Genomic DNA, 24,228 nt, shown 5'->3' with positions numbered 1-24,228 from the left:
TCAGGCACCTTTTCGGAAACCCCGGCCAGCAGGCCGGGGTTTTTTCGTTGTGGCTCGGGCAACACCAAAAAACCGCCAGCGCAAGGCTGGCGGTGTGCAGGCTCGTGTAAAGATTAATAGACTTCAGGGGCGAGTTCACCACGGGCATATCGTTCGGCCATGTCATCAAGATTTATCGGCTTGATCTTGCTCGCCTGCCCAGCGGTCCCAAAGGCCTCATAGCGTGCGATGCACAGCTCACGCATAGCAATCACGGTTTCCTTCAAGAATTTCCGTGGGTCGAATTCGGCGGGATGCTGTGACAGAAAGCGGCGAACCGCGCCGGTGGAGGCCAAGCGCAGATCGGTATCGATATTGACCTTGCGCACCCCATGCTTGATCCCCTCGACGATTTCCTCGACCGGTACGCCGTAGGTTTCGGGAATCTTGCCACCGAATTCGTTAATCACTTCGAGCCACTCCTGTGGCACGGATGAAGAGCCGTGCATGACCAGGTGGGTATTAGGGATGCGCTCATGGATCTGCTTGATGCGAGAGATCGACAGCGTATCGCCGGTAGGTGGCTTGGTGAACTTGTAGGCACCGTGACTGGTGCCGATGGCGATTGCCAACGCATCGACATGTGTCGTCTTGACGAAGGCCGCCGCTTCTTCCGGATCGGTAAGCAACTGATCGTGCGAGAGTACGCCTTCGGCACCAATGCCATCCTCTTCACCGGCCATGCCGGTTTCAAGGCTGCCCAGACAGCCTAGTTCCCCCTCCACGGACACACCGCAGGCATGGGCCATTTCGACCGTGCGGCGGGTCACTGCGACATTGTAGTCGTAGTCCTTCGGTGTCTTGCCGTCTTCCCCCAGTGAGCCATCCATCATCACCGAGGAGAACCCGAGTTGGATGGAGCGCTGGCACACGGCCGGCGAAGTACCGTGATCTTGATGCATGACCACAGGGATATGAGGGAATTCCTCGACGGCAGCCAGGATCAGATGGCGCAGGAAGGGAGCGCCCGCATACTTGCGCGCGCCCGCCGAGGCCTGCACGATCACCGGAGAATCGGTGCGGTCGGCCGCTTCCATGATGGCACGCATCTGTTCGAGGTTGTTGACGTTGAAGGCGGGCACGCCGTAACCGTACTCGGCGGCATGGTCGAGCAACTGACGTAGGCTGATGAGAGCCATGAATGCTAGGTTCCTGAAGTCACGCTGCCGGGCGAATGGCCCGGCAGTCGCTAGGTTGGCTATCCCTGTGTTTTACTTCGCGGCCGCCTCCAATGCAGCCACAGCGGGAAGGGTCTTGCCTTCGACATATTCGAGGAAGGCGCCCCCACCCGTGGAAATGTACGAGACCTGATCGGCAATCCCGTATTTATCAATGGCCGCCAGCGTATCGCCGCCGCCTGCGATCGAGAAAGCCGAGCTTGCAGCAATCGCCTGAGCAAGGGATTGTGTCCCCTGACCAAATTGGTCGATCTCAAACACGCCAACAGGGCCATTCCAGAGAATGGTGCCGGCCTCCTTGAGGAGATCGCCCAGTTTTTCTGCGCTCATCGGGCCGACATCGAGAATCATCTCCTCATCATTCACGTGATCCACGCCTTTCACAACGGCGTCAGCGGACTCAGAGAACTCGGTGGCGACAACGACATCGGTAGGCAAGGGGATATCGACTTTTTCCATGAATGCCGAAGCTTTGTCGACCAGATCCTTTTCATACAAGGACTTGCCGACATTGTAACCCGCCGCCGCGATAAAGGTATTGGCAATGCCTCCACCGACAATCAACTGATCACACTTTTCAGCCAGGGCGTTGAGTACATCGAGCTTGGTCGAGACCTTGGAGCCGCCGACGATGGCCACCATGGGCCGCTTGGGGTTGGCCAAGGCCTTCTCCAGTGCTTCCAGCTCTTGTGCCAGGAGGGGGCCAGCGCAGGCTGTCGGGGCGAAACGCGCAACGCCGTGCGTAGACGCCTGGGCACGGTGAGCGGTGCCGAAGGCGTCCATGACATAGACGTCACACAGCGCTGCGTAACGCTTGGCCAAGGCTTCGTCATCCTTCTTCTCGCCGGAATTGAAACGCACGTTTTCGAGAAGCGCGACCTCTCCATCGGCCAGTTCGGGGCTGTAGTCGAGATAGTCCTTGACCAGGCGAACCGGGCGGTCGAGAAGCGTGCCCAGATGCTCGGCAACCGGGGCCAGGGAGAACTCGTCGGCCGGTTCTCCCTCGGTGGGGCGCCCAAGGTGGCTCATCAACATGACCTTGGCGCCAGCCTCCGCAGCGGCCTTGATAGTTGGCAGGCAGGCACGTAGCCGGGCATCACTGGTGACACGACCATTCTTGATCGGTACGTTCAAGTCTTCACGGATCAGTACTCGCTGCCCTGCGAGGTCGAGGTCGGTCATCTTGCGTACGTTCATCGGTCGTGCTCCTTGAGTTGCAAGCCAGGTTAGGAAATACGGGGAGGCTCCAGGCGTGCCATGTGTTGCGCCACGTCCAGCATGCGATTGGCGAACCCCCATTCGTTGTCGAACCAGCACAGCATCTTGATCAAGCGGCCTCCTGCCACCCGGGTCTGGGTCGCATCAACGATACCCGAGCGCGGGTCGTGGTTGAAGTCGACGGAGGCCATGGGTTCTTCTGTAAAGCCTAGTAACCCCGCCAGGCGGTCGCGAGTGGCCACTGCAAATAAGGCGTTGACCTCGCTTGCCGTGGTATCGCGCTTGACGCAGATCGACAGGTCCATGGCCGACACATTGATGGTCGGCACGCGCACATGCAGCGATTGAAAACGGTCGGCCAGATGCGGCATCAAGCGACTGATACCGCGTGCCAGGCCGGTATCTACGGGCACGATGGATTGCATGGCCGAGCGAGTCAGGCGCAAGTCGGTCTGGTTATAGGCGTCGATGACCGGCTGGTCGTTCATCGCCGAGTGAATGGTGGTGGTCACACCATGCTCAACCCCTAGTGCCTCGTCGAGTACCGTCAGCACCGGTACCAGACAGTTGGTCGTGCAGCTGGCCGCAGACACGATGCGATGCGCGGGTAACAGGCTCGACTCATTGATACCACACACAATCGTGGCATCGACATCGCTCTCGGCGGGGTTGGAAAACAGCAGACGTTTTGCCCCCGCTGAAAGGTGGCGTTCGGCCGTGGGGCGATCCTTGAAACTTCCCGAGCACTCCATGACCAAATCGATATTCAGCGCTTTCCAGGGCAAACGCGTGGGGTCGGGCTCGTTGATCACCTCAATAGCGTGGTCATTGATGAGCAACCGGCCGTCTCGCGTTTCGACACGGCCGGGAAAGCGCCCATGCGTGGTGTCGTAGCGCGTCAGATAGGCGATGGTATCGAGATCGGAAAGCTCATTGATGGCCACCACCTGCATTTGCGGCTCGCTGCGTCGGGGGGAGCGTTCCATGAGGGCACGCAGCACACTCTGGCCGATGCGACCGTAACCGTTGATGGCAATGCGATAGGCCATGTGTGGGCTCGGAGAAGCGAAAAGAAGCGGCAATTCTAGCGCAGAAGCGGTCTTTTTGCCCGAATCTGGTGCGGAAGGCCTGGGCAAACTCTGAACGTCTTGTAAGCCAAAGCTGACATTTTCTGTCAGCCTAATATGAATTTCCTATTTTAGCCTCTGCTACATGACCTCCCGTACAGGTAAGTTCCAGTCCATATCGGCGCTTTTACAAACCATTTCAACGTAAATGCATGTAAGGGTTGCTACAGAGAGTCAGTCTTATGCATGACTTTCGTTAATCGATTCACCTGATACCCTCCGCGTCAATTACACGCTGTACCTCGCTCCAGTCTTTGTCTGTTTGTCGGCAGTCGACATCGGCCGAGCATGAGCGGTGGTGCAATAAGCGAGGGCGGCAGCAGCCCGTACCAGGGAGCAAGAGATGTCAAAAGAAGGGACCGTTGCGCCAAAGGAGCGCATCAACATCAAGTACATTCCCGCTACTGGCGAACAGCAGGCGGAAACGGAGCTGCCGTTGAAGCTGCTCGTCGTCGGCGACTTCAAGGGCGGCACGGAAGAGCTCCCGATTGAAGAACGCGAAGCCGTTTCGGTCGACAAAAACAACTTCCAGTCGGTGATGCGGGAAGCGGGTCTCGGTCTCCAGGCAAATGTGCCCAATCGCCTCGAAGAGGGCGTCGAGGCAGGCGATTTAGCGGTCAATCTCGAGTTCAAGTCGCTAGGCGATTTCGCTCCGGATAGCGTGGCACGCCAGGTTCCCGAGCTGCGTAAGCTGGTTGAACTACGTGAGGCACTCGTGGCGCTGAAGGGCCCGCTTGGTAACGTTCCGGCGTTTCGCGATCGTTTACAGAAGCTGCTCGAAAACGACGAAGCGCGGCGGCAGCTACTGGCCGAACTTGAATTGCTCGAGCCTAAGAGCGACGCCTGATTCCGCATTTGCCCGTAGCGAGACACTTTCATGACCGATACCGTACAGCAACAAGGTCAGGCCACCGAGGCCGTGGCCCAGAACTCCCTTCTCGATCAAGTCATGGCTCAGACCCGCATGGCTCCGGCTGATGAAGGTTACGACATCGCCAAGCAGGGTGTGGCAGCGTTCATCGCTGAACTGCTACACAGCAATAGCGAAGCGCCCCAGGTAAATAAGTCCGTGGTCGACCGCATGATTGTGGAGCTTGATCGCAAGATTAGTGGGCAAGTCGACGCCATTCTTCACGACAAGGGATTCCAGCAGCTCGAATCCGCCTGGCGTGGCCTAAAGCTGCTGGTCGATCGGACCGACTTTCGAGAAAACATCAAGCTTGACCTGTTGCATGCCACCAAGGGTGAGCTGCTCGAGGACTTCGAGTTCGCGCCCGAACTGAGCCAGAGTGGTCTGTATAAGCATGTATATGCGTCGGGCTATGGCCAGTTCGGTGGTGAGCCTGTGGGCGGCATCATCGGTCACTATGACTTCTCACCCTCCACGCCCGACATCAAACTGTTGCAGTTTACGGCGGCAGTAGGCGCCATGGCCCATGCACCATTTCTCTCCTCGGTGGGGCCCAGCTTCTTCGGTGTCGACAGCTTCGAGGAACTGCCTAACATCAAGGATTTCAAAGCCATTTTCGAAGGGCCGAAATACGCTCGTTGGCGTAGCCTGCGCGAATCCGAAGATGCACGCTATCTGGGCCTGACTGCACCGCGTTTCCTGTTGCGCATGCCCTATGATCCGGTCGAGAACCCGATCAAGAGCTTCAACTACCGCGAAACCGTAAGCGAGGATCACGAGCATTATCTTTGGGGAAATACCGCCTATCTGCTTGCTGAGCGCCTCACCGACAGTTTCGCCAAGTACCGCTGGTGCCCCAACATTATCGGCCCACAGAGCGGCGGTGCGGTTGAGAACCTGCCAGTGCATACCTACGAGGCGCTAGGCCAGCTGCAGACCAAGATCCCCACCGAGGTGCTGATCACCGACCGCCGAGAATTCGAGATGGCCGAGGAGGGTTTCATCTCGTTGACCATGCGCAAGGGCAGCGATAACGCAGCATTTTTCTCCGCCAACTCGGTGCAGAAAGCCAAGGTGTTCCCCAACACGCCCGAAGGCAAGGCCGCCGAGACCAATTTCAAGCTCGGTACCCAATTGCCCTACATGTTTATCGTCAATCGGCTAGCACACTACATCAAGGTGCTGCAGCGCGAGCAGATCGGCTCTTGGAAGGAGCGTCAGGACCTCGAGCGGGAGCTCAACGTCTGGATTCGCCAGTACGTTGCCGATCAGGAGAACCCGCCGGCCGAAGTACGCAGCCGACGTCCTTTGCGTGCCGCGTCGATTCAGGTCTCCGATGTCGAGGGCGACCCTGGCTGGTACCAGGTTTCGATGGCGGTACGGCCGCACTTCAAATACATGGGTGCCAACTTCGAGCTGTCGCTGGTCGGACGTCTCGACAAGGAATAAGGGACGGGCGGCATGAATCGTCACTCGGGTGGCGTATTCGGCAACCGGCTGTTCGAGCGCCTTTCTGCGCCCGAACAACCCGGTGATCTAGGGCGGGAAGCCGACGTCGCCGATGCCATCGAATCCATCAAGCGGCACCTCGTAGATCTACTCAACAGCCATCCGGGGCATAGCGAATGTGCCCCGGAGCTGGGGTTACTGGATTTCAACGATGCCACCATCGGTGTGCTCGATCTGGAGCTGAATATTCAGCGCGCCATCCGCCAGTGCATTGAGCGCTTCGAACCCCGTGTGCGACGAGTGGACGTCGAGTCGTTACCGCGCGATGGCGACCCTTTGCAGTTACGCTTCCAGGTGCACGCCACGTTGGAAATAGGTCGAGACAGTGCCGAGGCGACCATCGACCTGTTGTTAAACAACAAACGCTATCAGTGCCTGAACTGAACGCTTACGCCACGAGGCCCGCATGCTCAATCGCTACTATCGGGACGAGCTCAACTTCCTGAAACGCCAGGGACGGGAGTTTGCTGAAGGCAACCCCGGGCTCAGCCGGTTTCTGTCCGAGCGTAGCAGTGATCCCGATGTCGAGCGTTTGCTGGAGGGCTTCGCCTTCCTGACCGGGCGCATGCGCGAGAAAGTCGAGGATGAGTTCCCCGAGCTGACCCATTCGCTGATCAGCATGTTGTGGCCTAACTACCTGCGTACTGTACCCAGCATGACCGTGGTGCAATTCACCCCAAAATGGCACACCCTGAGCCGTAGTCAGTGTGTGGCTTCCGGCACGGCATTGGCGAGCCGTCCCGTCGACGGCACGGCGTGTCGTTTCCGTACCTGTCATGACGTGGTGCTCACCCCGCTCGCCCATGCCGGGGTCGAGGCGCGCCATTCCCGCGAGGCTTCAGTCGTCGAGTTGACGCTCGATGTGCATAGCGACCAGCCATTGAGTGCCATGGGAATCGAGTCGCTGCGACTGCATCTGGGCGGAGATACCTATACCGCCCGCACATTGTATCTCTGGCTCAGTCACTATCTGGCCCGTATCGAGCTCGACATCGACGGACAGCCCCACGTCTTGCCCAAGTCGATGCTCAAGGCCGTGGGTTTCGAGCGCGAGCACGCCATATTGCCGTATCCTCGGAACGCCTACCAAGGGTATCGGATTCTGCAGGAGTATCTCTGCTTTCCCGAGGCGTTCAACTTTTTCGACCTGCAAGAATTGGGACATTACTTGCCGGCCGACCAGGCCGAACGGCTCACGCTGAGGTTCATCTTTTCACGCACATTGCCGGCCGATGCCAAGGTGCATGACGAGCATCTGGCGCTTTACTGTAGCCCGGCCATCAATCTTTTTTCCCACGACGCCGACCCGATCGATCTTAGCGGCGAGCGCAGCGAATACCGTATTCAGCCCAGTAGCCGTCACCCGGCACACTTCGAAGTGTTCAGTGTCGATGCCGTGCATGGCTGGCTGGAGAGCGCCAGTGGCAAGGTACGCGGGGAGCCTCGCAATTACGTCCCCTTCGAAAGCTTCCAGCATCAGGTCGAACGGGACCGCGGGAACCAGGCGCTCTACTACCGCATGCGGGTGCGCGACAGCCTTCGTGCTGACGGATTCGACCATGACATTGCCTTCGTTCGGGGCGACGAACGCGCTTGCCTGGGATTACGCGAAACGGTGTCGCTGCGTCTGACTTGTAGCAATCGCGAGCTACCCGAGCAGCTCTCGGTCGGGGACATCTGCGTCTCTACCGAGGAAAGTCCGGCCTATGCCGACTTTCGCAACATCACTCGGCCGACCCCAGCGTTACGACCGACGCTCGATGGCAGCCTGTTGTGGACACTGATTTCCAATCTATCGCTCAACTACCTGTCGCTGCTGGAGCGCAATGCCTTGTGCTCAGTGCTTCGTGCCTACGATTTCCGTGCCCTGGTCGATCGTCAGGCCGAGCGGGTATCGCAAAAGCGGCTGACTGGCGTTGTGGATATAGAAACACAATCGATCGATCGCCTTCAGAAAGGGTTGCCGGTACGTGGCCTTCGCTCGGTCATGACCCTCGACCAGGAGGCCTTTGGCGATGAAGGCAGCCTGTTCTTATTTGGCAGCGTGCTGGCGCGGTTCTTCTCGCTCTACGCCAGCATCAACTCGTTTCATGAACTGCACGTCGTCAATCGTCATAACCGCGAGCGCTACGCATGGACCTTGCAGCCGGGCCAACAGCCCCTGATGTAGCGCTCGCTCCCCTGTTGGAGGGGGCACGACGCTATGAGTTCTTTCAGCTCGTTGAGCTGCTGCATCGCCATCATGGCGATGACCTCGAGTGTGTCAGTGAGAGCCGAGAAAGCGCGAATCGTGTTCGCTTCAAGGCCTCTGCGTCACTGGGCTTTCCCGGCAGCGACGTGGTAGCCCTTGAGACCGATGCAGCGCAACGCTACTCCTTGGAAGTTAGCTTCCTGGGATTGCAGGGGGCCCAGTCCCCCTTGCCGGGATATTACCTCGAAGCCCTGGCACATGAAGCCGCCCACCACGAAGGTGTAGCCGGCGACTTCCTCGATTTCTTCAATCACCGTCTGCTGACGCTCGTTCACCGTGCCTGGCGGAAGTATCGCCACTACGTGCGTTATCAGAACGGTGCCAGTGACGGTTTTTCAGCCGCGATCTTCGCCCTGGTGGGGCTCGCCGATGGTGAGTTGCGCGGGGAAACGCCGATCAACTGGAGCAAGATGCTGGCCTATGCCGGTTTGCTTGCCGGACGCTCGCGCTCCCCGGCCGTGGTCAGCAGCATCGTGGGTCACTGTTTCGACCTGGATGGCGTCGAGATCGAACAGTGGGTCAAGCGATGGGTGACGATTCCCGACGACCAGCGAAGCCGGGCCGGGCAGAGCGGAATGACCCTCGGTCAAGACATGGTTGCCGGCGAGCGTGTGGCCGATGTCGGCGGCAAGTTCGCTCTGTGCCTGCGCGGACTGAGCCTGGCCCGCTTTCGCGATTTTCTACCTGATGGCGTCGACCACGCACCGCTCAAGACCTTGGTCGCTTTCGTGCTGCGTGAACCGATGGCCTACGACCTCGAACTCGAACTGCTCGAAAGCGCCGTACGCCCCATGCGTCTTGGAGAACCTGGTAGTTGCCAGCTCGGTTGGACCACCTTCGTCAATCCCGATACCGGCAATGGCTGTCAGCGCCGCCGAGTACGCATTCAGATGTCCGGATAACTGCCATGCAAGCCAGTAAACACACTGCTATCACTCTCGTCGTCATCAATAGCGAGCGTCTCGAAGGGCGTTCGACCGGAAGCCATGTATTCGGAATCGAGGGCGGTAGTTTGGGCAGTGCCAGCCACGACGACTGGCTGTTACAGGATCATGCGGCCCGTATCCGCCCGGGGCACGCCCACATCCAGCGTCTCGATGGTCACTTCTGTCTGGTCGACCGCAGCGGTCAGACATTTATCAATCATGCCACCTTGCCGATCGGGCGCGACCGCCGGGTTGCCCTGCGCGACGGCGATGAACTGCGCCTGGGCGAGTATCACCTGCGTGTACACCTCGGCGACCGTCAGGCTTCGCAGCCCGGGACTCCACCGCTGACGGCACTCGTGGACGAGGAATGGGATGTCCTCGAAGGCGAGGCGGCCCCGCTGGTGGGGGCACCTGTAGTGCGCCGCGACGATCCGCTGGAAGCCTTGGGTGAGGCCGTACCAGGCAGCCAGCTGGGCGACCCGCTCGCCGCGCTCGATATCTCCAGCCAGTCGGCCGAGGAGGGCGCGTTGGTCGGCGAAATGTCAGCAAGCCATGAGCGCCACTCGGGCTGGGCAGGATACGACCTACACGATCGGCGCGAAGCGGAGATGCGCGCGCCATCGATTCAACGACACGAGGAAGATAACGTGGACATGAGCAGGGAACTGGACGAACGGCTGCTGAACGACCTTGAACGTTCGGTGGGCGAGAATCTAGAAGAGCGCTGGCAGGATCACAGCACCGGCCGCTCGGGGGCCGCCGGGCATGTCGGCGCTGATCCGCTGTTACGGGCGATGGACGCTGAATTGAGCTTTCGTGACAGTGGCGAGCAGCAGGCGTTCCTCGAAGAGGTGGGGCACACCCTTCGCGCCACTATTAAGGGTCTGCAAGCACTGCATCACCAGCAGGACGATAGCCGCTACCCGTTACGCGATCGTCGCTTGCAGCCAATCGAAGACAACCCGCTGCGTCTCGATCAACCCTACCAAGCCACCGTCGAAACCCTGTTCTCGGCGCAGCGCAGCCCCGTGCATCTGTCTGCGCCAGCGGCCGTGGCGGAGTGCCTGGCTCACCAGGGCCAGCATCAGGCGGCTGTCGAGGAGGCCATCGGTCAAGCGTTAGGCGCCATCCTCGATGCCTTCGCCCCCGAAGCGCTACTGCGGCGCTTCCATGCCTACCGTGGCGTAAGTAATCGCGTCACTGAAGAGGGTGGCTGGGCCTGGGAGATGTATCACCACTATTACCAGGAACTCAACTCAGGTCGCCAACGCGGTTTCGAAAAGCTGTTCTGGGAGGTGTTCGAACAGGCCTACGACCAGTCGGTACGTCGTCAGCAGCGGGAGGACGTATGAACCGTTCTCCCTCCTTGGTCTGGCTCGCCGTATTGATGGTGGCGTTACTGTTGAGCGGGTGCGCCTCAACGCGAGAAGCGGCCGGCAAGACCTGGCAGGTCATGCGCGACCCGTCGATTCCCGTCGGCTATCCAGAAGATCGACCTACACGCGTCGATATGGCGATGCTTGCCGAGCAGAACGTCAACCCCAACGTGGAAGGTGAAGGGACGCCCTTGCGCTTCCAGGTCCTGCAGCTCAAGGACGACTCGATGCTGATGGCAGCTGACCTGGGCCAACTTCGCGATGACCTCGAGGCAGCGTTGGGTACTAATTACCTGACACACGATGACTTCACCCTGCTACCCGGACAGTGGAAGTTCTACGAGCCGTTCGAAATCGATGAAGAGACACGCTATATCGGCCTCATCGCCTTCTACGGCAACCCTGAGCGCGCCGAGTGGAAGAAGATCGTAAAAGTGCAATCGCGAGGTGAACATTACCACCTGCTGGTTCACCTGCGCGAATTCGAAGCCGAACTGAGGGCGGAAGACTGATGGCCAGTCGCAACCGCGTGGTGTGGAGTGAAGGGCTGTTCATCAAACCGCAGCACTTCCAACAGCAACAGCGCAGTCTCGAAGGGTTGATCGATACTCGTTTGCGTGGAGTCAGCCACTATCTTTACGGCTTTCTGACGCTGGAGCTCATTGCCGAGTTTCTGAGTTTCGGACGCGTCGCCATCAGCCGAGCCAGCGGTGTGATGCCTGATGGGACGGTGTTTCAGATGCCCGATGACGATGTCGAGCCGACACCGCTGGAAATCGATGATGCGGGACTAACCAACCAGATCGTCTATCTCGGTCTGCCCCTGACCACCGATGCCGTGGGCGAAGTTCGCTGGCCGGGGGAGGCGCTTCCGTCACGCTATCGACTCGAACAACGCTCGGTGCGTGACCTGCATTCCCGCGAAGGTGACAGCACCGAGCTCGACCTGGCCCGAGTGACTCCTCGACTGCTGCTCGAGCGCGACGACCGCAGTGCCTATGCGTGCCTTACGGTGGCGCGTATCGTCGAGCGTCGCCCGGATGGCAGCTTGATCCTCGACGAGACATTCATCCCCACGTTGCTCAACGTTCAGGCTGCGCCCGCGCTGCAGCGCTTCGTCGGCGAGATGGCCGGGCTAATGCGGGAGCGTGCACGCAACATCGCGCAGCGTCTTTCCACGCCACATCAGGCCGGTGTCGCCGATGTGTCCGACTTCATGTTGCTGCAGTTGCTCAACCGTGCCCAGCCGCGCTTCCAGCACCTGGCACGGCTCGGCCAACTGGCCCCCGAGCGGCTCTATGAAGCGATGCTCGATACCGCCTGCGAACTCGCCACGTTCACCGACGAGTCGCGGCTGGCCCCGGAAACGCCGGCTTATGACCACGACCATCCCGAGCGTGCCTTCCGGCCGCTGATGCAGCGCTTACGTCAGGCCTTATCGACGGTACTCGAACCGCGCGCCCTGGCCATACCTTTGCAATCGCGTCGTTATGGCCTGCTGGTGGCGCCGCTGGCCGATACGGGGCTGCTCGATAGTGCCGACTTCATCCTGGCGGTACGTGCCGACATGCCAAACGAGCGTCTGCGCAAGCTTTTCCTGCAGCAGACCAAGGTGGCGAGTGTCGAGCGCATCCGCGACCTCATCAGCCTTCAGCTGCCGGGGGTGCCGTTGGAGCCGTTACCGGTGGCTCCGCGCGAGCTTCCCTACCATGCCGGATACAGCTACTTCCAGCTCGACCGCCAGAGCCAGGCCTGGAGCATGCTCAGCGGAGCCAGCGGCTTCGCGTTCCATGTGGCGGGGGATTTCCCCGGTCTGGAATTGCAGTTCTGGGCGATCAGGAGCTAAGCCATGAACGATATCGCTGTCCCCTATGACGACGCCCCCGCTGGCCCCCGTACTGTGGGTCTTCGCGAGCCGACGCGCCACGAAGACCGCATCGACGAGCGCGGTCTGGAACGTCTGCTTCACAGTCATGTCGGCCACCTGGATGCCGACGAGGACTACTGGTTCCGTCTGCGTGGCCACAACCTCAACCCGCTGGTGGATGCCGCCAGTTCACTGCTCGGCATGGTTTTGCGCGTGCGTCAGCTCGACAGCATGCACGATATCGAACGCCTCTATCGGCAGGTGGTCGACGAAGTCTCGGCTATCGAGATCGAGCTCACCGAGCAAGGGTACGACCGCCCCACGCTGCTGGCCTATCGCTATGTGCTGTGTTCGTTCATCGACGAAGCGGTGATGGGCGCGCCCTGGGGACAGCAGAGCGCCTGGGCCGAACACTCGCTGCTGACGCGTTTCCACAACGAAACCTGGGGCGGCGAGAAAGTCTTTTCGATTCTCGCCCGGCTACAGCAGGAGCCCCAGCGCTACCGCGACATGCTGGCCTTCATCTATCTGTGCCTGTGCCTCGGTTTCGAGGGCCGCTACAAGGTGATGCCGCAGGGACGCGAAGAGTACGAACAGGTGGTACGTGCCTTGGGCGACCAGCTCGCAGCGCTCGGTGAGCCGCCCGAAGAAAACCTGACCCAGCCGCTGGGCAACGTGGTCAAGGGGCATCGCCGCCGAGGGCAGGGGCTGCCGGTTTGGGCAGTGCTCGCCCTCTTCGGGGCCACCATGGCAGGCGTCTACGTCGCGTTGAACTGGACCCTCGGACAGCAGGCTGCTCAGGTCAGTGCGCTGCTCGATCAGATTTTTCGATAGGAGAACCCTATGCTTAGGGTAGAGCTTCCGGCCCTTATCGGTCGTCTCAACGCTTTTGCTCGTCAAGGTCTCGAACAAGCCGCTGCGCTGTGCGCAGAACAACAGGCATCTGAGGTGACCGCCTCCCACCTGTTGCAGGCGCTGGTCGACCAGCCGTTGTGCGATGTACGCTGCTTATTGGCGCATGAGGCCATCGAGGCGGGTGAATTGCGTGCACGTCTCGCCGACGAGTCCCTGCCGTCCCGCGACTTGGGGGTCGTGACGCCGAGTTTCTCTCCGCTGCTGATCGAACTGCTGCAGGATGGCTGGCTGCTGGCAACCACCGAATTCGGTCACGCCGAACTGCGCAGCGGCATGATTTTCACGGCGCTGCTGCACAACACCTTCCGTTATCTGGGGCCTCGCAGTGCGGCATTGCTGTCCGATATCAACCGGGAAGCCCTGCGTCGCGATGTCGAGCGGTTGACGGCGGATTCTGCCGAGGCGCCGCAAGACACCAACGCCAGCGACCGGCCGCGTCGTGCACAGTCGAGCCACGATGATAGCGCCCTGGCGCGGTTTGCCACCTCACTGACCGAGCAGGCACGGTGGGGCGAGCTCGACCCGGTGCTATGTCGTGACCCGGAGATCGATCAGATGCTCGATATTCTCGGGCGCCGGCGCAAGAACAACCCCATCGTCGTGGGTGACGCGGGCGTGGGTAAAAGTGCCGTGGTCGAGGGGCTGGCGGCACGCATCGTCGAAGGCCGAGTGCCGACGGCGCTGGTCGATGTCGAGCTCATGAGCCTCGACCTGGGAGCGTTGCAAGCCGGTGCCGCAGTGAAGGGCGAGTTCGAGAAGCGGCTCAAGGCGGTGATCGATGAGGTCAAGTCGGCCCCCAAGCCGATTCTGCTGTTCATAGACGAAGCCCATACCCTGATTGGTGCTGGCAATCAGGAGGGCGGCGGCGATGCTGCCAATCTGCTCAAGCCGGCCCTGGCGCGTGGCGAGCTGCGCACAATCGCGGCGACGACTTGGCGCGAGTACAAGAAATACTTCGAGAAGGATCCTGCGCTGTCGCGGCGTTTCCAGCCGGTGGCACTGGACGAGCCCAGTGTCGAGCAGGCGCTGGTGATTCTGCGCGGACTACGCGACGTCTACGAAAAGGCGCACAACGTATTGGTGGGCGATAGCGGCCTGCGCGCCGCCGCCGAGCTCTCGGCGCGCTATCTGGCCGGCCGACAGCTCCCCGACAAGGCGATCGATGTGCTCGACACCGCCTGCGCGCGACTTTCCCAGACACTCGAGACGCCGCCACGCCGGCTGAGCCATCTGAAGAGCGACCACCTGGCAGCCACCCGCGAGCGTGAGCAACTCGATCGTGAACGTCTGCTTGGCCGGCGTCCGGATGCCACTCGCGACGCTGAGCTGGATGCCAGGCTGACCCGGCTCGAGCAGGAGGTCACGGCGCTGGAAGTGGCCTGGCAGCAACAACGGCGATGCGTCGATGCCATTCTTGAACTGCATCGGACGCTGCTCGACGACGAGGAGGTGGCCGAGCAGGAGGCGCACCTGGCGGCCCTGACTGAACATGAGGCGCGCTTGGCCGAGTTGCAGCAGGAGTTTGCACTGGTCAATGCCAGTGTCGAAGAGGCGCAGATCGCTCAGGTCATCGGCGATTGGACCGGCGTGCCGGTCGAGCGCATGACCAGTGATGAAGTGACGCGCCTCACCGAATTGCCCGCGCATCTCTCGCGCCTGATACAGGGGCAGGATACTGCCATCGAGCGAGTACACCGCCACCTGCTTACGGCGCGTGCTGATCTGCGTCGCCCCGGACGTCCCCTCGGTGCATTCCTGTTGGTGGGCCCAAGTGGTGTGGGCAAGACCGAAACCGTGGTGCAGATAGCCGAGCGGCTGTATGGCGGTCGCCAGTTCCTGACCACCATCAACATGTCGGAGTATCAGGAAAAGCACACCGTCTCGCGGCTGATCGGTTCGCCGCCGGGGTACGTGGGCTTTGGCGAGGGGGGGCTGCTGACCGAGGCGATTCGACAGCGACCCTATTCGGTAGTGCTGCTGGATGAAGTGGAAAAGGCCCATCCGGACGTGCTCAACCTGTTCTACCAGGCCTTCGACAAGGGCGAGCTGGCCGATGGTGAAGGGCGCGTGATCGATTGCAAGAACGTCGTCTTCTTCCTTACCTCGAATCTCGGCTACGAGGCGATCGTTGCCCACGCCGGCCATCCTAAGGCCCTGGATGAGGCACTGTATCCCGTTCTTGCCGGTTTCTTCAAACCAGCCCTGCTGGCACGTATGGAGGTGGTGCCTTACTTCCCGTTGGCCAGCGACACCTTGCGCGACATCGTCAGCGTCAAGCTCGACACCCTGGCCGAGCGTATCCGCACGCGCCACCGTCAGGCCGATGTCACACTCGATGATGCACTCCGTGATGCGATCTGCGAGCGTGCCACACGCAGCGAGAACGGCGCCCGTATGCTGGAATCGGTTATCGAGGGTGAGTTGCTGCCGCCGTTATCCCACGCGCTCCTCGAACGCTTGGCGCGGCGTGAAACGGTGAATCGTGTGGCGCTGGGTGTCGACGCCGAACGCGGCGTCTTCACTGCTGAGGTGGACTAGCCATGAATGTGCGGGCAGTCGGCCCATTGATAACCAAGGACGCATCACTGGCTTTGTTTGCTGGTATGTCTGCGGCACTGACCTTGGTCGAGAGTGGCTGCCCGCGCGAACTGCGCGCCCGCAGTAGTGCGTTGCTGATCCGGGGGCTCGCCCAGGTATCTTCCGCAGCGTCGGGCCCGGCCTGGGCGCGCATTCTTTATCTCGAAGAGTGCGGCCGCTGGTTGGGCTGCGACGATGACCAGACGCGGCTGGACTGTGATGACTTCCGTCATCCTTATGCCCATGCCATCCGACAGGGCCAGTCTCTGGTACTGCCGCTGGCCGAGGCGCGTTCGCGGCTCGATCATCCCGACTTCCAGTCGCAAGTCGCCGCGCTGCCCGGCGCTTGGCAGCTGGCATTGCATCCGTTGCGGGCCGCCGACGGCGAACGTGAATGGCTGGGGGTGCTCGCCATGGCTGCGCCGGCCAAGGCACTGGGCACGCTCTGCGATGCACCCCCATTTCAGGCGTTCACAACGCTGCTGTGCCGGCTGTGGGCGGGTATGCGCCGGCATCGGGGTGAGCGTCAACGCGAGGCGGAGCTACGTGCCTCGCTCAATAAACTCAATGATAGCGCACGTCGCCAGACCCTTTCCCAACGTTTGGCCAGCGACCTGTTGGGCAGTTCCGAGGCGATGCAGCGGCTGCGCCAACAAATCGTGCGTGCCGCCGAAACTCGGCTCGCCGTATTGCTGCAGGGCGAAACCGGTACCGGCAAGGACTGCGTGGCGCGTGCCATTCATCGCCTCTCTTCTCGCAGTGAGGCGCCTTTCATGGCGATCAATTGTGCAGCGATTCCCGAGGCGCTTCTCGAATCGGAGCTCTTCGGCCACGCCAAGGGGGCCTTTTCCGGCGCCGAGCAGGCGCGCGAGGGGCTGATTGCTCAAGCTGACGGCGGCACGCTGTTCCTCGATGAGATCGGCGATATGCCGTTGGCGTTGCAGGCCAAGCTGCTGCGGGTACTTGAGAGTGGCGTCTATCGTCCCTTGGGCGCCAATGAGGAACGTTACGCCGACCTGCGTCTGGTAGCGGCGACTCACCAACCTCTACGCGAGCGTATCCGTGATCAGCGCTTTCGTGCCGACCTGTATTACCGGTTGGGGCAATTCCCACTCAGCCTGCCGTCGCTGCGAGAGCGCTGCGATGACATTCCAGAGCTGGCCGAGGCCTTTGTTGCGGATTTCTGCCGCCGTGAGATGCGCGAGTCGGTGGGCATCACCCCGACGGCCCTGCGTCAGCTTCGCGGCCGTGCGTTTCCTGGCAACGTACGCGAGCTGAAGAACCTGATCGACTACGCCTGCGCCGTGACCCGCCCTGGGATGGATATCGATACCTTCGCCCTGCCTGAGACGAGCGAGGCAGACGTGCCGGGAGCGGAGCCCGAGCAGCCCGCAAAGCACGAGCAAATTAACGATCTGCGCCAGGCGCTGCGCGATTTCGAATCCGATCTGATTCGCCAGCGGTTGCAAACGTTCGGTGGCAATCGTGCTCGGGCGGCTGAAAGTCTCGGCCTGCCCAAGCGGACCCTGGCACATAAGTGCCGCCTGCTGGAACTGGATAACTGATGCGTTTCACCTACGTACCTGATGCGCTTTGTACGCGCCTCCCCGGAATTAGCCTGGCCCTGCTGTTCGCGCTGGGCACACCGCTTCACGCCGACGAGCGTATGGATGCGGCGCAAGCTTGCATCGCGCACGAGTCACGTCTCGATCGCCTGGCCTGCTACGACGCGGTGTTTATGAGCAAAGGCGACGTCTCCATGGAGGAGGATGCCACGCCACCGGCGTTGTGGCGCGCTATCGAGGAGCAGGAGCGCAGCCGCGAAAAAAACGACATGGGGCTCATGGTGCGTGAACACGAGGACGATGTGTTCATGAGTGTGCCGGCATTAGGCAGCGTGCCACCACGCCCATTACTGGTGCTGGCCTGTGAGAACAGCATTACCCATTTCCAGCTGCACCTGCCTCAGGCGGTCGAGGCCACTCTCGTCTCACTCACGCTCGACACCGGATCGCGCTCACTTGAGCAGACGTGGCGTATTCGCGATGGGGGGCATGTGATCGGAGGGGGGCGTGGGCTGCCCGCCATCGCCACGCTGCGCGCGCTGTTGGACACCGCCACGCTAACGCTACACAGCGACATGGCGACGCTCGATGGGCTGCGTTTCGGCCTGACGGGGCTGCGCGACCGGCTCCGCCCGTTACGCGACGCCTGTCGCTGGTGAGGGGTTAGACCATGCAGATCACATCTGAAGCGCACCTTGCCCCAATACTGGCCACCTTGCCCGGCCCCGACGCTCATCATGGCGTCGGGCACCCGGTCGATGAGAGTAGCGATTACGCCTGGCTGGATGAGGAGATGATGAAGATCGGCTCGCTGCAGCACGGCGAGGTCGATTGGGACAGCGCCGAGATGCGTGCCGTACGGCTGTTGAGCGACACCGGCAAGGATCTCAAGGTGCTGGGCCACCTGTTGCACTGCTTGCAACGCGGTGGCAACGGCGTGCGCTTTGCCTTGTCGCTGCACCTGCTGGCGGGAGCATTGGGGCAATGGTGGGGTGACGCTTACCCATTCAGTGGGCCGCGGGGCGCCAAACTGCGCCCGCGCCTCTTTCAACAGTTCGTGCAGCGTGCGGCAACGTTGGCCGGGGGCCTCGATTTCAGCGAAGCCGATGACGAATACGACGCTTGCTGCGCGTCACTCGACGCCTTGATCGTGCTGGCGCGAGAGCAGACCTTGCCCGGTGACGAGCTTATAGAATTGCGTCGCGTCCTTGACGCGGCACGCTCCAGATCTACCGACGACTCGCCGGCGCCGGCCGAGGGCGCAACGGCCCAGCGCAGCCCCGGGCATAGCGCAGCGACGGACTCTACCAGCACCCGCGCAAAGGTGCCGGAAATCCGTCTCGAGGCAGGCAACGAGCGCGGCAACCGCCAGGCGCTGCTGAAGATGGCTGATTTCATCAGCGAACAGTCGCCCGGTCAGGCGCTGGGATACCGCCTGCGCCGCTATGCCGTTTGGGAGGCCATTCAGGCATTACCAGCCACGCGCGATGGTGCGCGTACCGAGCTCGCGCCGGTATCGGCCGATCGCGCCGCCGAATATCGCGAGGGAGTAGCTCGCGGTGGAGACTTGGCCCTGTGGAAACGCATCGAAAACAGCCTGGCCGTTAGTCCCTACTGGCTAGAGGGGCACCGCCTGAGCGCTGTGCTGGCACGCCATCTGGGCCACGAACGTTGTGCTGACGCGATTCGGGAGGAAGCCGAGCGATTTGTCGCCCGCCTTGATGGAATTCAACGGCTGACCTTCAACGATGGCACCCCCTTCATCGATGACGCGAGTCTGGCGTGGCTTCAGAGCGTGCCAACGACGGCATCGGAGGGAGGCGCTGCAACGAGGGGGGAACCCTGGCAGGCCGGGCTTTCCGAGGCTCGCGAGCAACTCGCCGAAGGCCATTTGGAGGGCGCGTTGAAGCGCCTCGACCAAGGGCTTGCATCGGCACGCTCTCCACGCGAAAGCGCCTACTGGCGATTGGCCAGTGCAGACCTGCTGCGTGACGCCGGGTTCGACGCGTTGGCGCATCAACATTATCAGGCGGTCAGGGCCTCGGTCTCTTCCATCGAACTGGAACAGTGGGAGCCGGCGCTTTTGACGCGTCTGGCTACGGCACTCAAGAGTTGAGAATGGCATGAACGGTACGGCACACAACATGGCAGAAAAATACGCAGCCGACGACGCAGGCGATATGGCACTACGCAACAGGGACGAGGGATAGGCAGATGTGGGGAGCAATCAAGGCGGCGCTGAGCCGATTCGTACCCGGCGCATCACGCGCACAAGCGAATGCCAACCTGGCCAAGGCGCACGGTAACAAGGCCCAGGGCGTGGCTAAACAGGCTTCACGCCTCTCGGTCGCGCTGTGGGGACTGCTGGTATTGGCCACGGTGGTGGCGATCTGGTGGCTTGGGCCCCTGTGGGAGTTGGGAGGCGGAAGGCCGCTTGGCCCCTGGCTCAATCGCCTCTTGGCTACGCTGGCGCTGGCCACCCTGGTGGCGGTGGTTTGGGGCGTACGCCTGGCGCGTCGCTTGCGCGAGATGAATGCCGAGCGCCAGCATGCCGAGCGGCTGCAACTCGACCCGGCCCAAGCCGAAATCGAGCGCCAGGAAGCGACGCTGGATGATGCCCTGGCTGAACTGACGTCTAGTCTAGGCGGCGGCCATGGCGCTCGCTACAAGTTGCCCTGGTATCTGGTCATGGGCGTCGAGAACGCTGGCAAGACCAGCCTGATCAACCGCTCCGGCCAGGACTTCGCCCTGACGCACGTCATGAGGGCTTCCGGTCGTGGCAAGAAAAGCCGCTACGGCTTCGACTGGTGGATTGGCAACAAGGCGGTGCTGATCGACCCGGATGGCGAACTCCTGACCCAAGGGACGCTGGAAGGCGGCGAGCCGCAGGAGCTCGAAAGCCGCCAGTGGGATCATTTTGTCGGTTGGCTGGAACGCAACCGACCGCAACGTCCGCTCGACGGAGTGGTGCTGGTTCTCGATTTGGCCCGCCTGAGCGATGCGCGGGTGGCGGTACGCAAGGCCTATGCGTCGCTATTGCGCGCCCGTCTGCGCGAACTGATGGAGCGCCATGCCGCCCGGCTGCCGGTATATGTCGCTTTCAGCAAGATGGACCTGCTGCACGGCTTCGATGAATTTTTCCGTCACTACTCGCGTGATGCGCGTCGGGCGCCGCTGGGGTTCACGTTCAGCCCCGCCTCTCTCGAAACACCCGGGCAGTGGGAAGAAGAGTTCGCCACCGCCTTCGATGCGCTGCTCGAGCGACTCAATGCCAGCTTGCCCACATTGCTGGCCGAATGCCGCGACCGTGAAGAGCGCGCCTCGGTGTTCCGTTTCGTTCGTCAGTTGGCCGGGTTGCGCGATGTGTTGCTGGGTTTCTTGCGCGAAGCGCTCTCCAACGATCGTTTCTCCACCGCCGCCATGGTGCGAGGCACCTACTTCACATCCGTCTATCAACAGGGGGTGCCGGAAGACCCCTTCGTCGACGCAGCGGCGCGACGCTATGGCATGGCCGAAAGCGTGCAGCCTGCGCATCGGGCCGCGCGGAGTGCGCTCTATTTCACCGAAGAACTATTCGACAAGGTCATCTACCCCGAGGCGGGTCTGGCTGGCGACAACGCGCGCGCGACCCAGCGCCGCCGCAGCCTGAGACGGGCTACCGTCATGGCGTGCCTATTTGGCGGTGCGGTGATGGTGGGGGGCTGGAGCCACTTCTATCAGAAGAATGCCAGTGCGCTGGCAGCCGTGGAGCATAAAGCGGCTGCTTACATGGCCACCGAGCCCGATGAATTGCAAAGCGACGACCCCACCGGTTACAGCCTGCTCGAGCCGCTTGATCGGCTGCGCAGCGCGACGCTTGAGTTCGGCGACTACCGCGAACATATCCCGATCATCGCCGATATGGGTCTTTATCAGGGACGTCTCGTCGGGCGCCGGGTGGAAAACGCCTACCTGTCCGTGCTCGAGTACCATTTCCTGCCGTCCTTGATGATCGGTGTCATGGATGACATGAATCGCGCCGCTCCGAACAGCAACGACAAGCTCGCGCTGTTGCGTATCCTGCGCATGATGTCAGATGCCAGCGGGCGTCAGCCTGAGCGGGTCCGTGAATACATGGCAGACCGCTGGCAGCGCCAATTCCCCCAGCGTGGCAGTGTTCAGGAACGTTTGCTTGATCATCTCGACTACGCCCTGGCTTATACCAACCTTGAGGGGCTCGTCGCCGCCGGTGATGAGCAGGCCATGCTGGCCATGGCACCGCTACGTGGCAGCCTGGTAGCCGCGCAGGAGGAACTCTCGCGTCAGCCCATGAGCGAACGCGTTTACGCCACGCTCAAGGCTGGAAGCGATCGACGCCGCGGCGCCACGCTCGACTTGCGCCAAGGGGTGGGCCCCGCCTTCAGTGCCGTGTTCATGGCCCGCAACGATGACCCTGCCAAGATCCATATTCCCAGCCTGTTGACCCGCAACGGCTTCGAAGGCTATTTCCTCAAGGAAGTCGATCAGTCCACCGAGCTCGCGATGATCGACTTGTGGGTGCTCGGCCAACGCGACGATATCGCCTTCAGCGAGGCCGATAACCGCCAGCTGCGCGATGCCCTGCGTGAGCGCTATATCGGCGACTACCATCTAACCTGGCGCCAAGCCTTGGACAACGTCGAGCTGGTGCCCATCCCCGACATTCCCCAGGCCGTGGTGGTAGCCGACACGCTGCTGGGTGCCAGCCGCCCGTTGGATCGCCTGCTGGGTGAAGTATCGACACATACCCGCCTTTATCCGGAGTTGCCGGAAGGGGACGATGCCTCGCGTCAGGCGCTGGAACGTTCTCCGCGTTACCGGTTGGCCAGCGATATTGAACGGCACTTCGCTCCGCTCAACGACTTGCTTCAGGCGCGCGGTAGCAACCCGGCCGCACTTGCCGAGGTCAAGAAGGCGATTGGCGAATTGCGCGACTACTTGCGTCAGATCCAGGGCGCCAGCGATCCCGGGCATGCTGCGTTCGTTCAGGCGCGTGATCGCCTGGCCTTGAGTGGCGGCGACCCGATCCACACGCTGCAGCGTATCGCCGAAGAGATGCCCGCACCGATGGATCGCATGCTCTCGAGCCTGGCCGATCAAAGCTGGCAGTTGCTCATGGCCAGTGCCATCAGTCATCTGGAGCGCCAGTGGCTGGATGATGTCGTGGCCCCCTATCAAGCGCAGCTTGCCGGACGTTACCCGCTCGACCCGAGGGCTACGCGCGACGTGGCGCTGGCCGACTTCGAAGCGTTTTTCGGCCCGGGCGGCACACTCGACAGCTTCTACAAGGATAACCTGCGTCCGTTCATCGAGGCGGCGCCGGAACAGATGCAAGACGCCAATGGTTACTCGCTGCTCAGCGATCACGTGCTGAGCGCCGTGCAGCGTGGCCAACGTATTCGGGAAGCTTACTTCGGCCGCGACGGCATGCTCGATGTGGCGTTCAGCCTCGAGCCGGTCAGCCTCAGTCCCGATAAGCGACGCAGCGTGATCAGTGTCGATGGGCAGTTGATCGAATATGCCCATCACGCCAGCCAGAATGTACCGATGATCTGGCCCAATGCCTTGCGTGCGGGCAATGAAAGTCGCGTCACCCTGGTTCCTAGCACCGTCAACCGCTCGCCGCGCAGCTTGACCCGTGATGGGGCCTGGGCCTGGTTCCGCTTGCTTGACGAAGCCGAGGTGATCGGGGCCAGCGAACGCGATCTGGAACTGCGCTTTTCAGTCGATGGCGGGGTGATGCGCTATCGCCTGCAGGCAGAAGGGGGGCGCAACCCCTTCACTCGTCCGCTGGTGGCCGGTTTCCAACTGCCCACCGCCTTGTACGCCCAGGGAGTGCGCCATGCTGACGACGCTTAAGCGCCTCTGGCGCCCAAGGAGCATTCCTGTGGCGGTGCCCCCCACCGCGGTCGGCAAGGAAGTAGCTCCCTTGGCGGCTGGAACCGCAGGGGATATCGAGGCGTTTCTCGGGGCAGCGAGGCGTGCCGATGATCAAGGCCATTCCCCTTGGGTCCTGCGCGATGAATCTCGGATCGAGACGCTACGCCATGTCCTGACCCACACCGTTTCCCGGGGTGTCTGGCTGCAGCGAGAAAATGAACGTGTGGCGCATTGGCAGGGCCAGCTATTGACCCTACGGCATGGCGATGGGGCGCCGCTAGGGATGGCGCTTGTCTGTCGCCCCAGTGAGGAAGTGGCTTGGCAGTTGCGTTTCTTTTTCATTGAACCGCAGTGGCAAGGCAGTGGACATGGAGCACGGCTGTTGGCCGAAACTCGCCGTACCCTGCGAGGCATGCCAGTGCATGCACGGCTCCCAATGGCTTGCCATGCCGCAGTGAGCAGTCTTGTACAGGCCGGCTTCCAGCGTATGTACATCGATGCCACAGGCATAGCGACTTTCCAGGCGCCGGCCGAGTGGCACGACTGACGCGCCGCTGCGCATAAACAAGGAGATGGACCGATGGGACGCAATCTCGTACTCGTGGGCGACCAAGGCACCGACCATGACGGTTTCCCGCCGACGCCGGTCACTGCCGGTAGCCCCACAGTGATCATCGACGGCAAACCGGCGGCGCGTCAGGGCGATCCTCTGGCGCCCCACGACAAACCCAAGCACTCGCCACACCCCAGAACCATCGCGGAAGGCTCGGACAGCATTCTGATCGACGGTAAGCCCGCCGCACTCACCGGTCACGCGGTGAGCTGCGGAGGTGTGGTGATTGGCTCGGCCACAGGAGAGGGAAGCTGAC

The 24,228-nt window shown here is 61.7% G+C and carries 19 protein-coding genes; 16 read left to right on the top strand and 3 right to left on the bottom strand.

From position 1 onward, the window contains the following. Positions 1–113: 113 nt before the first annotated feature. The 3 genes from fba to JH15_RS17380 form a co-directional block, all read right to left on the bottom strand. Positions 114–1,178, bottom strand: coding sequence for a class II fructose-bisphosphate aldolase (gene fba, locus JH15_RS17390; RefSeq protein WP_043532758.1), 1,065 nt, complete (start codon positions 1,176–1,178; stop codon positions 114–116). 72 nt (positions 1,179–1,250) lie between these two features. After that, positions 1,251–2,414: a phosphoglycerate kinase gene (locus tag JH15_RS17385; protein WP_043532756.1), complete on the bottom strand. Its 1,164-nt coding sequence runs from the start codon at positions 2,412–2,414 to the stop codon at positions 1,251–1,253. Positions 2,415–2,443: 29 nt separating this feature from the next. Next, positions 2,444–3,484: a type I glyceraldehyde-3-phosphate dehydrogenase gene (locus tag JH15_RS17380; RefSeq protein ID WP_043532755.1), complete on the bottom strand. Its 1,041-nt coding sequence runs from the start codon at positions 3,482–3,484 to the stop codon at positions 2,444–2,446. 421 nt (positions 3,485–3,905) lie between these two features. Here JH15_RS17380 and tssB point away from each other — a divergent pair, with 421 nt between their 5' ends. The 16 genes from tssB to JH15_RS17300 all read left to right on the top strand — a co-directional run bounded on the left by tssB (position 3,906) and on the right by JH15_RS17300 (position 24,227). Then, complete coding sequence (gene tssB / locus JH15_RS17375) at positions 3,906–4,409, top strand: type VI secretion system contractile sheath small subunit (protein ID WP_043532754.1); 504 nt, start codon at positions 3,906–3,908, stop codon at positions 4,407–4,409. A 30-nt stretch (positions 4,410–4,439) separates the two neighbouring features. Beyond that, positions 4,440–5,921: a type VI secretion system contractile sheath large subunit gene (gene tssC, locus JH15_RS17370; protein WP_043532753.1), complete on the top strand. Its 1,482-nt coding sequence runs from the start codon at positions 4,440–4,442 to the stop codon at positions 5,919–5,921. A gap of 12 nt (positions 5,922–5,933) precedes the next feature. After that, on the top strand, positions 5,934–6,365 hold the full coding sequence (gene tssE, locus JH15_RS17365) for a type VI secretion system baseplate subunit TssE (protein ID WP_043532752.1): 432 nt from the start codon (positions 5,934–5,936) through the stop codon (positions 6,363–6,365). 22 nt (positions 6,366–6,387) lie between these two features. Further along, complete coding sequence (gene tssF, locus JH15_RS17360; RefSeq protein ID WP_043532751.1) at positions 6,388–8,151, top strand: type VI secretion system baseplate subunit TssF; 1,764 nt, start codon at positions 6,388–6,390, stop codon at positions 8,149–8,151. Beyond that, the gene (gene tssG / locus JH15_RS17355) at positions 8,115–9,134 is read left to right on the top strand and encodes a type VI secretion system baseplate subunit TssG (RefSeq protein ID WP_043532750.1); all 1,020 of its coding nucleotides are present in this window, start codon (positions 8,115–8,117) and stop codon (positions 9,132–9,134) included. The genes tssF and tssG overlap by 37 nt, the downstream gene beginning before the upstream one ends. Before the next feature lie 5 nt (positions 9,135–9,139). Next, positions 9,140–10,513, top strand: a complete 1,374-nt coding sequence (gene tagH, locus JH15_RS17350) for a type VI secretion system-associated FHA domain protein TagH (protein WP_043532749.1) — start codon at positions 9,140–9,142, stop codon at positions 10,511–10,513. After that, on the top strand, positions 10,510–11,049 hold the full coding sequence (gene tssJ, locus JH15_RS17345; RefSeq protein ID WP_043532747.1) for a type VI secretion system lipoprotein TssJ: 540 nt from the start codon (positions 10,510–10,512) through the stop codon (positions 11,047–11,049). Before tagH ends, tssJ begins: the two co-directional genes overlap by 4 nt. After that, positions 11,049–12,383, top strand: a complete 1,335-nt coding sequence (gene tssK / locus JH15_RS17340; protein WP_043532745.1) for a type VI secretion system baseplate subunit TssK — start codon at positions 11,049–11,051, stop codon at positions 12,381–12,383. The genes tssJ and tssK overlap by 1 nt, the downstream gene beginning before the upstream one ends. 3 nt (positions 12,384–12,386) lie before the next feature. Beyond that, positions 12,387–13,238, top strand: a complete 852-nt coding sequence (gene icmH / locus JH15_RS17335) for a type IVB secretion system protein IcmH/DotU (protein ID WP_081949112.1) — start codon at positions 12,387–12,389, stop codon at positions 13,236–13,238. A 9-nt stretch (positions 13,239–13,247) separates the two neighbouring features. Then, positions 13,248–15,857 (top strand): type VI secretion system ATPase TssH, encoded by a 2,610-nt coding sequence (tssH, locus tag JH15_RS17330; RefSeq protein WP_043532743.1) that lies wholly within the window; start codon positions 13,248–13,250, stop codon positions 15,855–15,857. A 2-nt stretch (positions 15,858–15,859) separates the two neighbouring features. Continuing rightward, a complete protein-coding gene (locus JH15_RS17325) occupies positions 15,860–17,461 on the top strand; it encodes a sigma-54 interaction domain-containing protein (RefSeq protein ID WP_052384223.1) in 1,602 nt (533 codons plus the stop codon). Further along, complete coding sequence (vasI, locus tag JH15_RS17320) at positions 17,461–18,120, top strand: type VI secretion system-associated protein VasI (RefSeq protein WP_231566473.1); 660 nt, start codon at positions 17,461–17,463, stop codon at positions 18,118–18,120. Before JH15_RS17325 ends, vasI begins: the two co-directional genes overlap by 1 nt. Before the next feature lie 11 nt (positions 18,121–18,131). Continuing rightward, positions 18,132–19,577: a type VI secretion system protein TssA gene (gene tssA / locus JH15_RS17315; RefSeq protein WP_043532741.1), complete on the top strand. Its 1,446-nt coding sequence runs from the start codon at positions 18,132–18,134 to the stop codon at positions 19,575–19,577. A 98-nt stretch (positions 19,578–19,675) separates the two neighbouring features. Continuing rightward, positions 19,676–23,338 (top strand): type VI secretion system membrane subunit TssM, encoded by a 3,663-nt coding sequence (gene tssM / locus JH15_RS17310; protein ID WP_043532739.1) that lies wholly within the window; start codon positions 19,676–19,678, stop codon positions 23,336–23,338. Beyond that, a complete protein-coding gene (locus JH15_RS17305) occupies positions 23,322–23,906 on the top strand; it encodes a GNAT family N-acetyltransferase (protein ID WP_043532738.1) in 585 nt (194 codons plus the stop codon). The genes tssM and JH15_RS17305 overlap by 17 nt, the downstream gene beginning before the upstream one ends. 33 nt (positions 23,907–23,939) lie before the next feature. Continuing rightward, positions 23,940–24,227: a type VI secretion system PAAR protein gene (locus tag JH15_RS17300; RefSeq protein ID WP_043532735.1), complete on the top strand. Its 288-nt coding sequence runs from the start codon at positions 23,940–23,942 to the stop codon at positions 24,225–24,227. The last annotated feature ends 1 nt before the right edge of the window (position 24,228 follow it).

It is taken from the genome of Litchfieldella xinjiangensis, assembly GCF_000759345.1.
Taxonomy (GTDB): Bacteria; Pseudomonadota; Gammaproteobacteria; order Pseudomonadales; family Halomonadaceae; genus Litchfieldella_A; species Litchfieldella_A xinjiangensis.
Note: the sequence above shows the minus strand (reverse complement) of the source record. Positions and strands in the feature narration are given on the sequence as shown.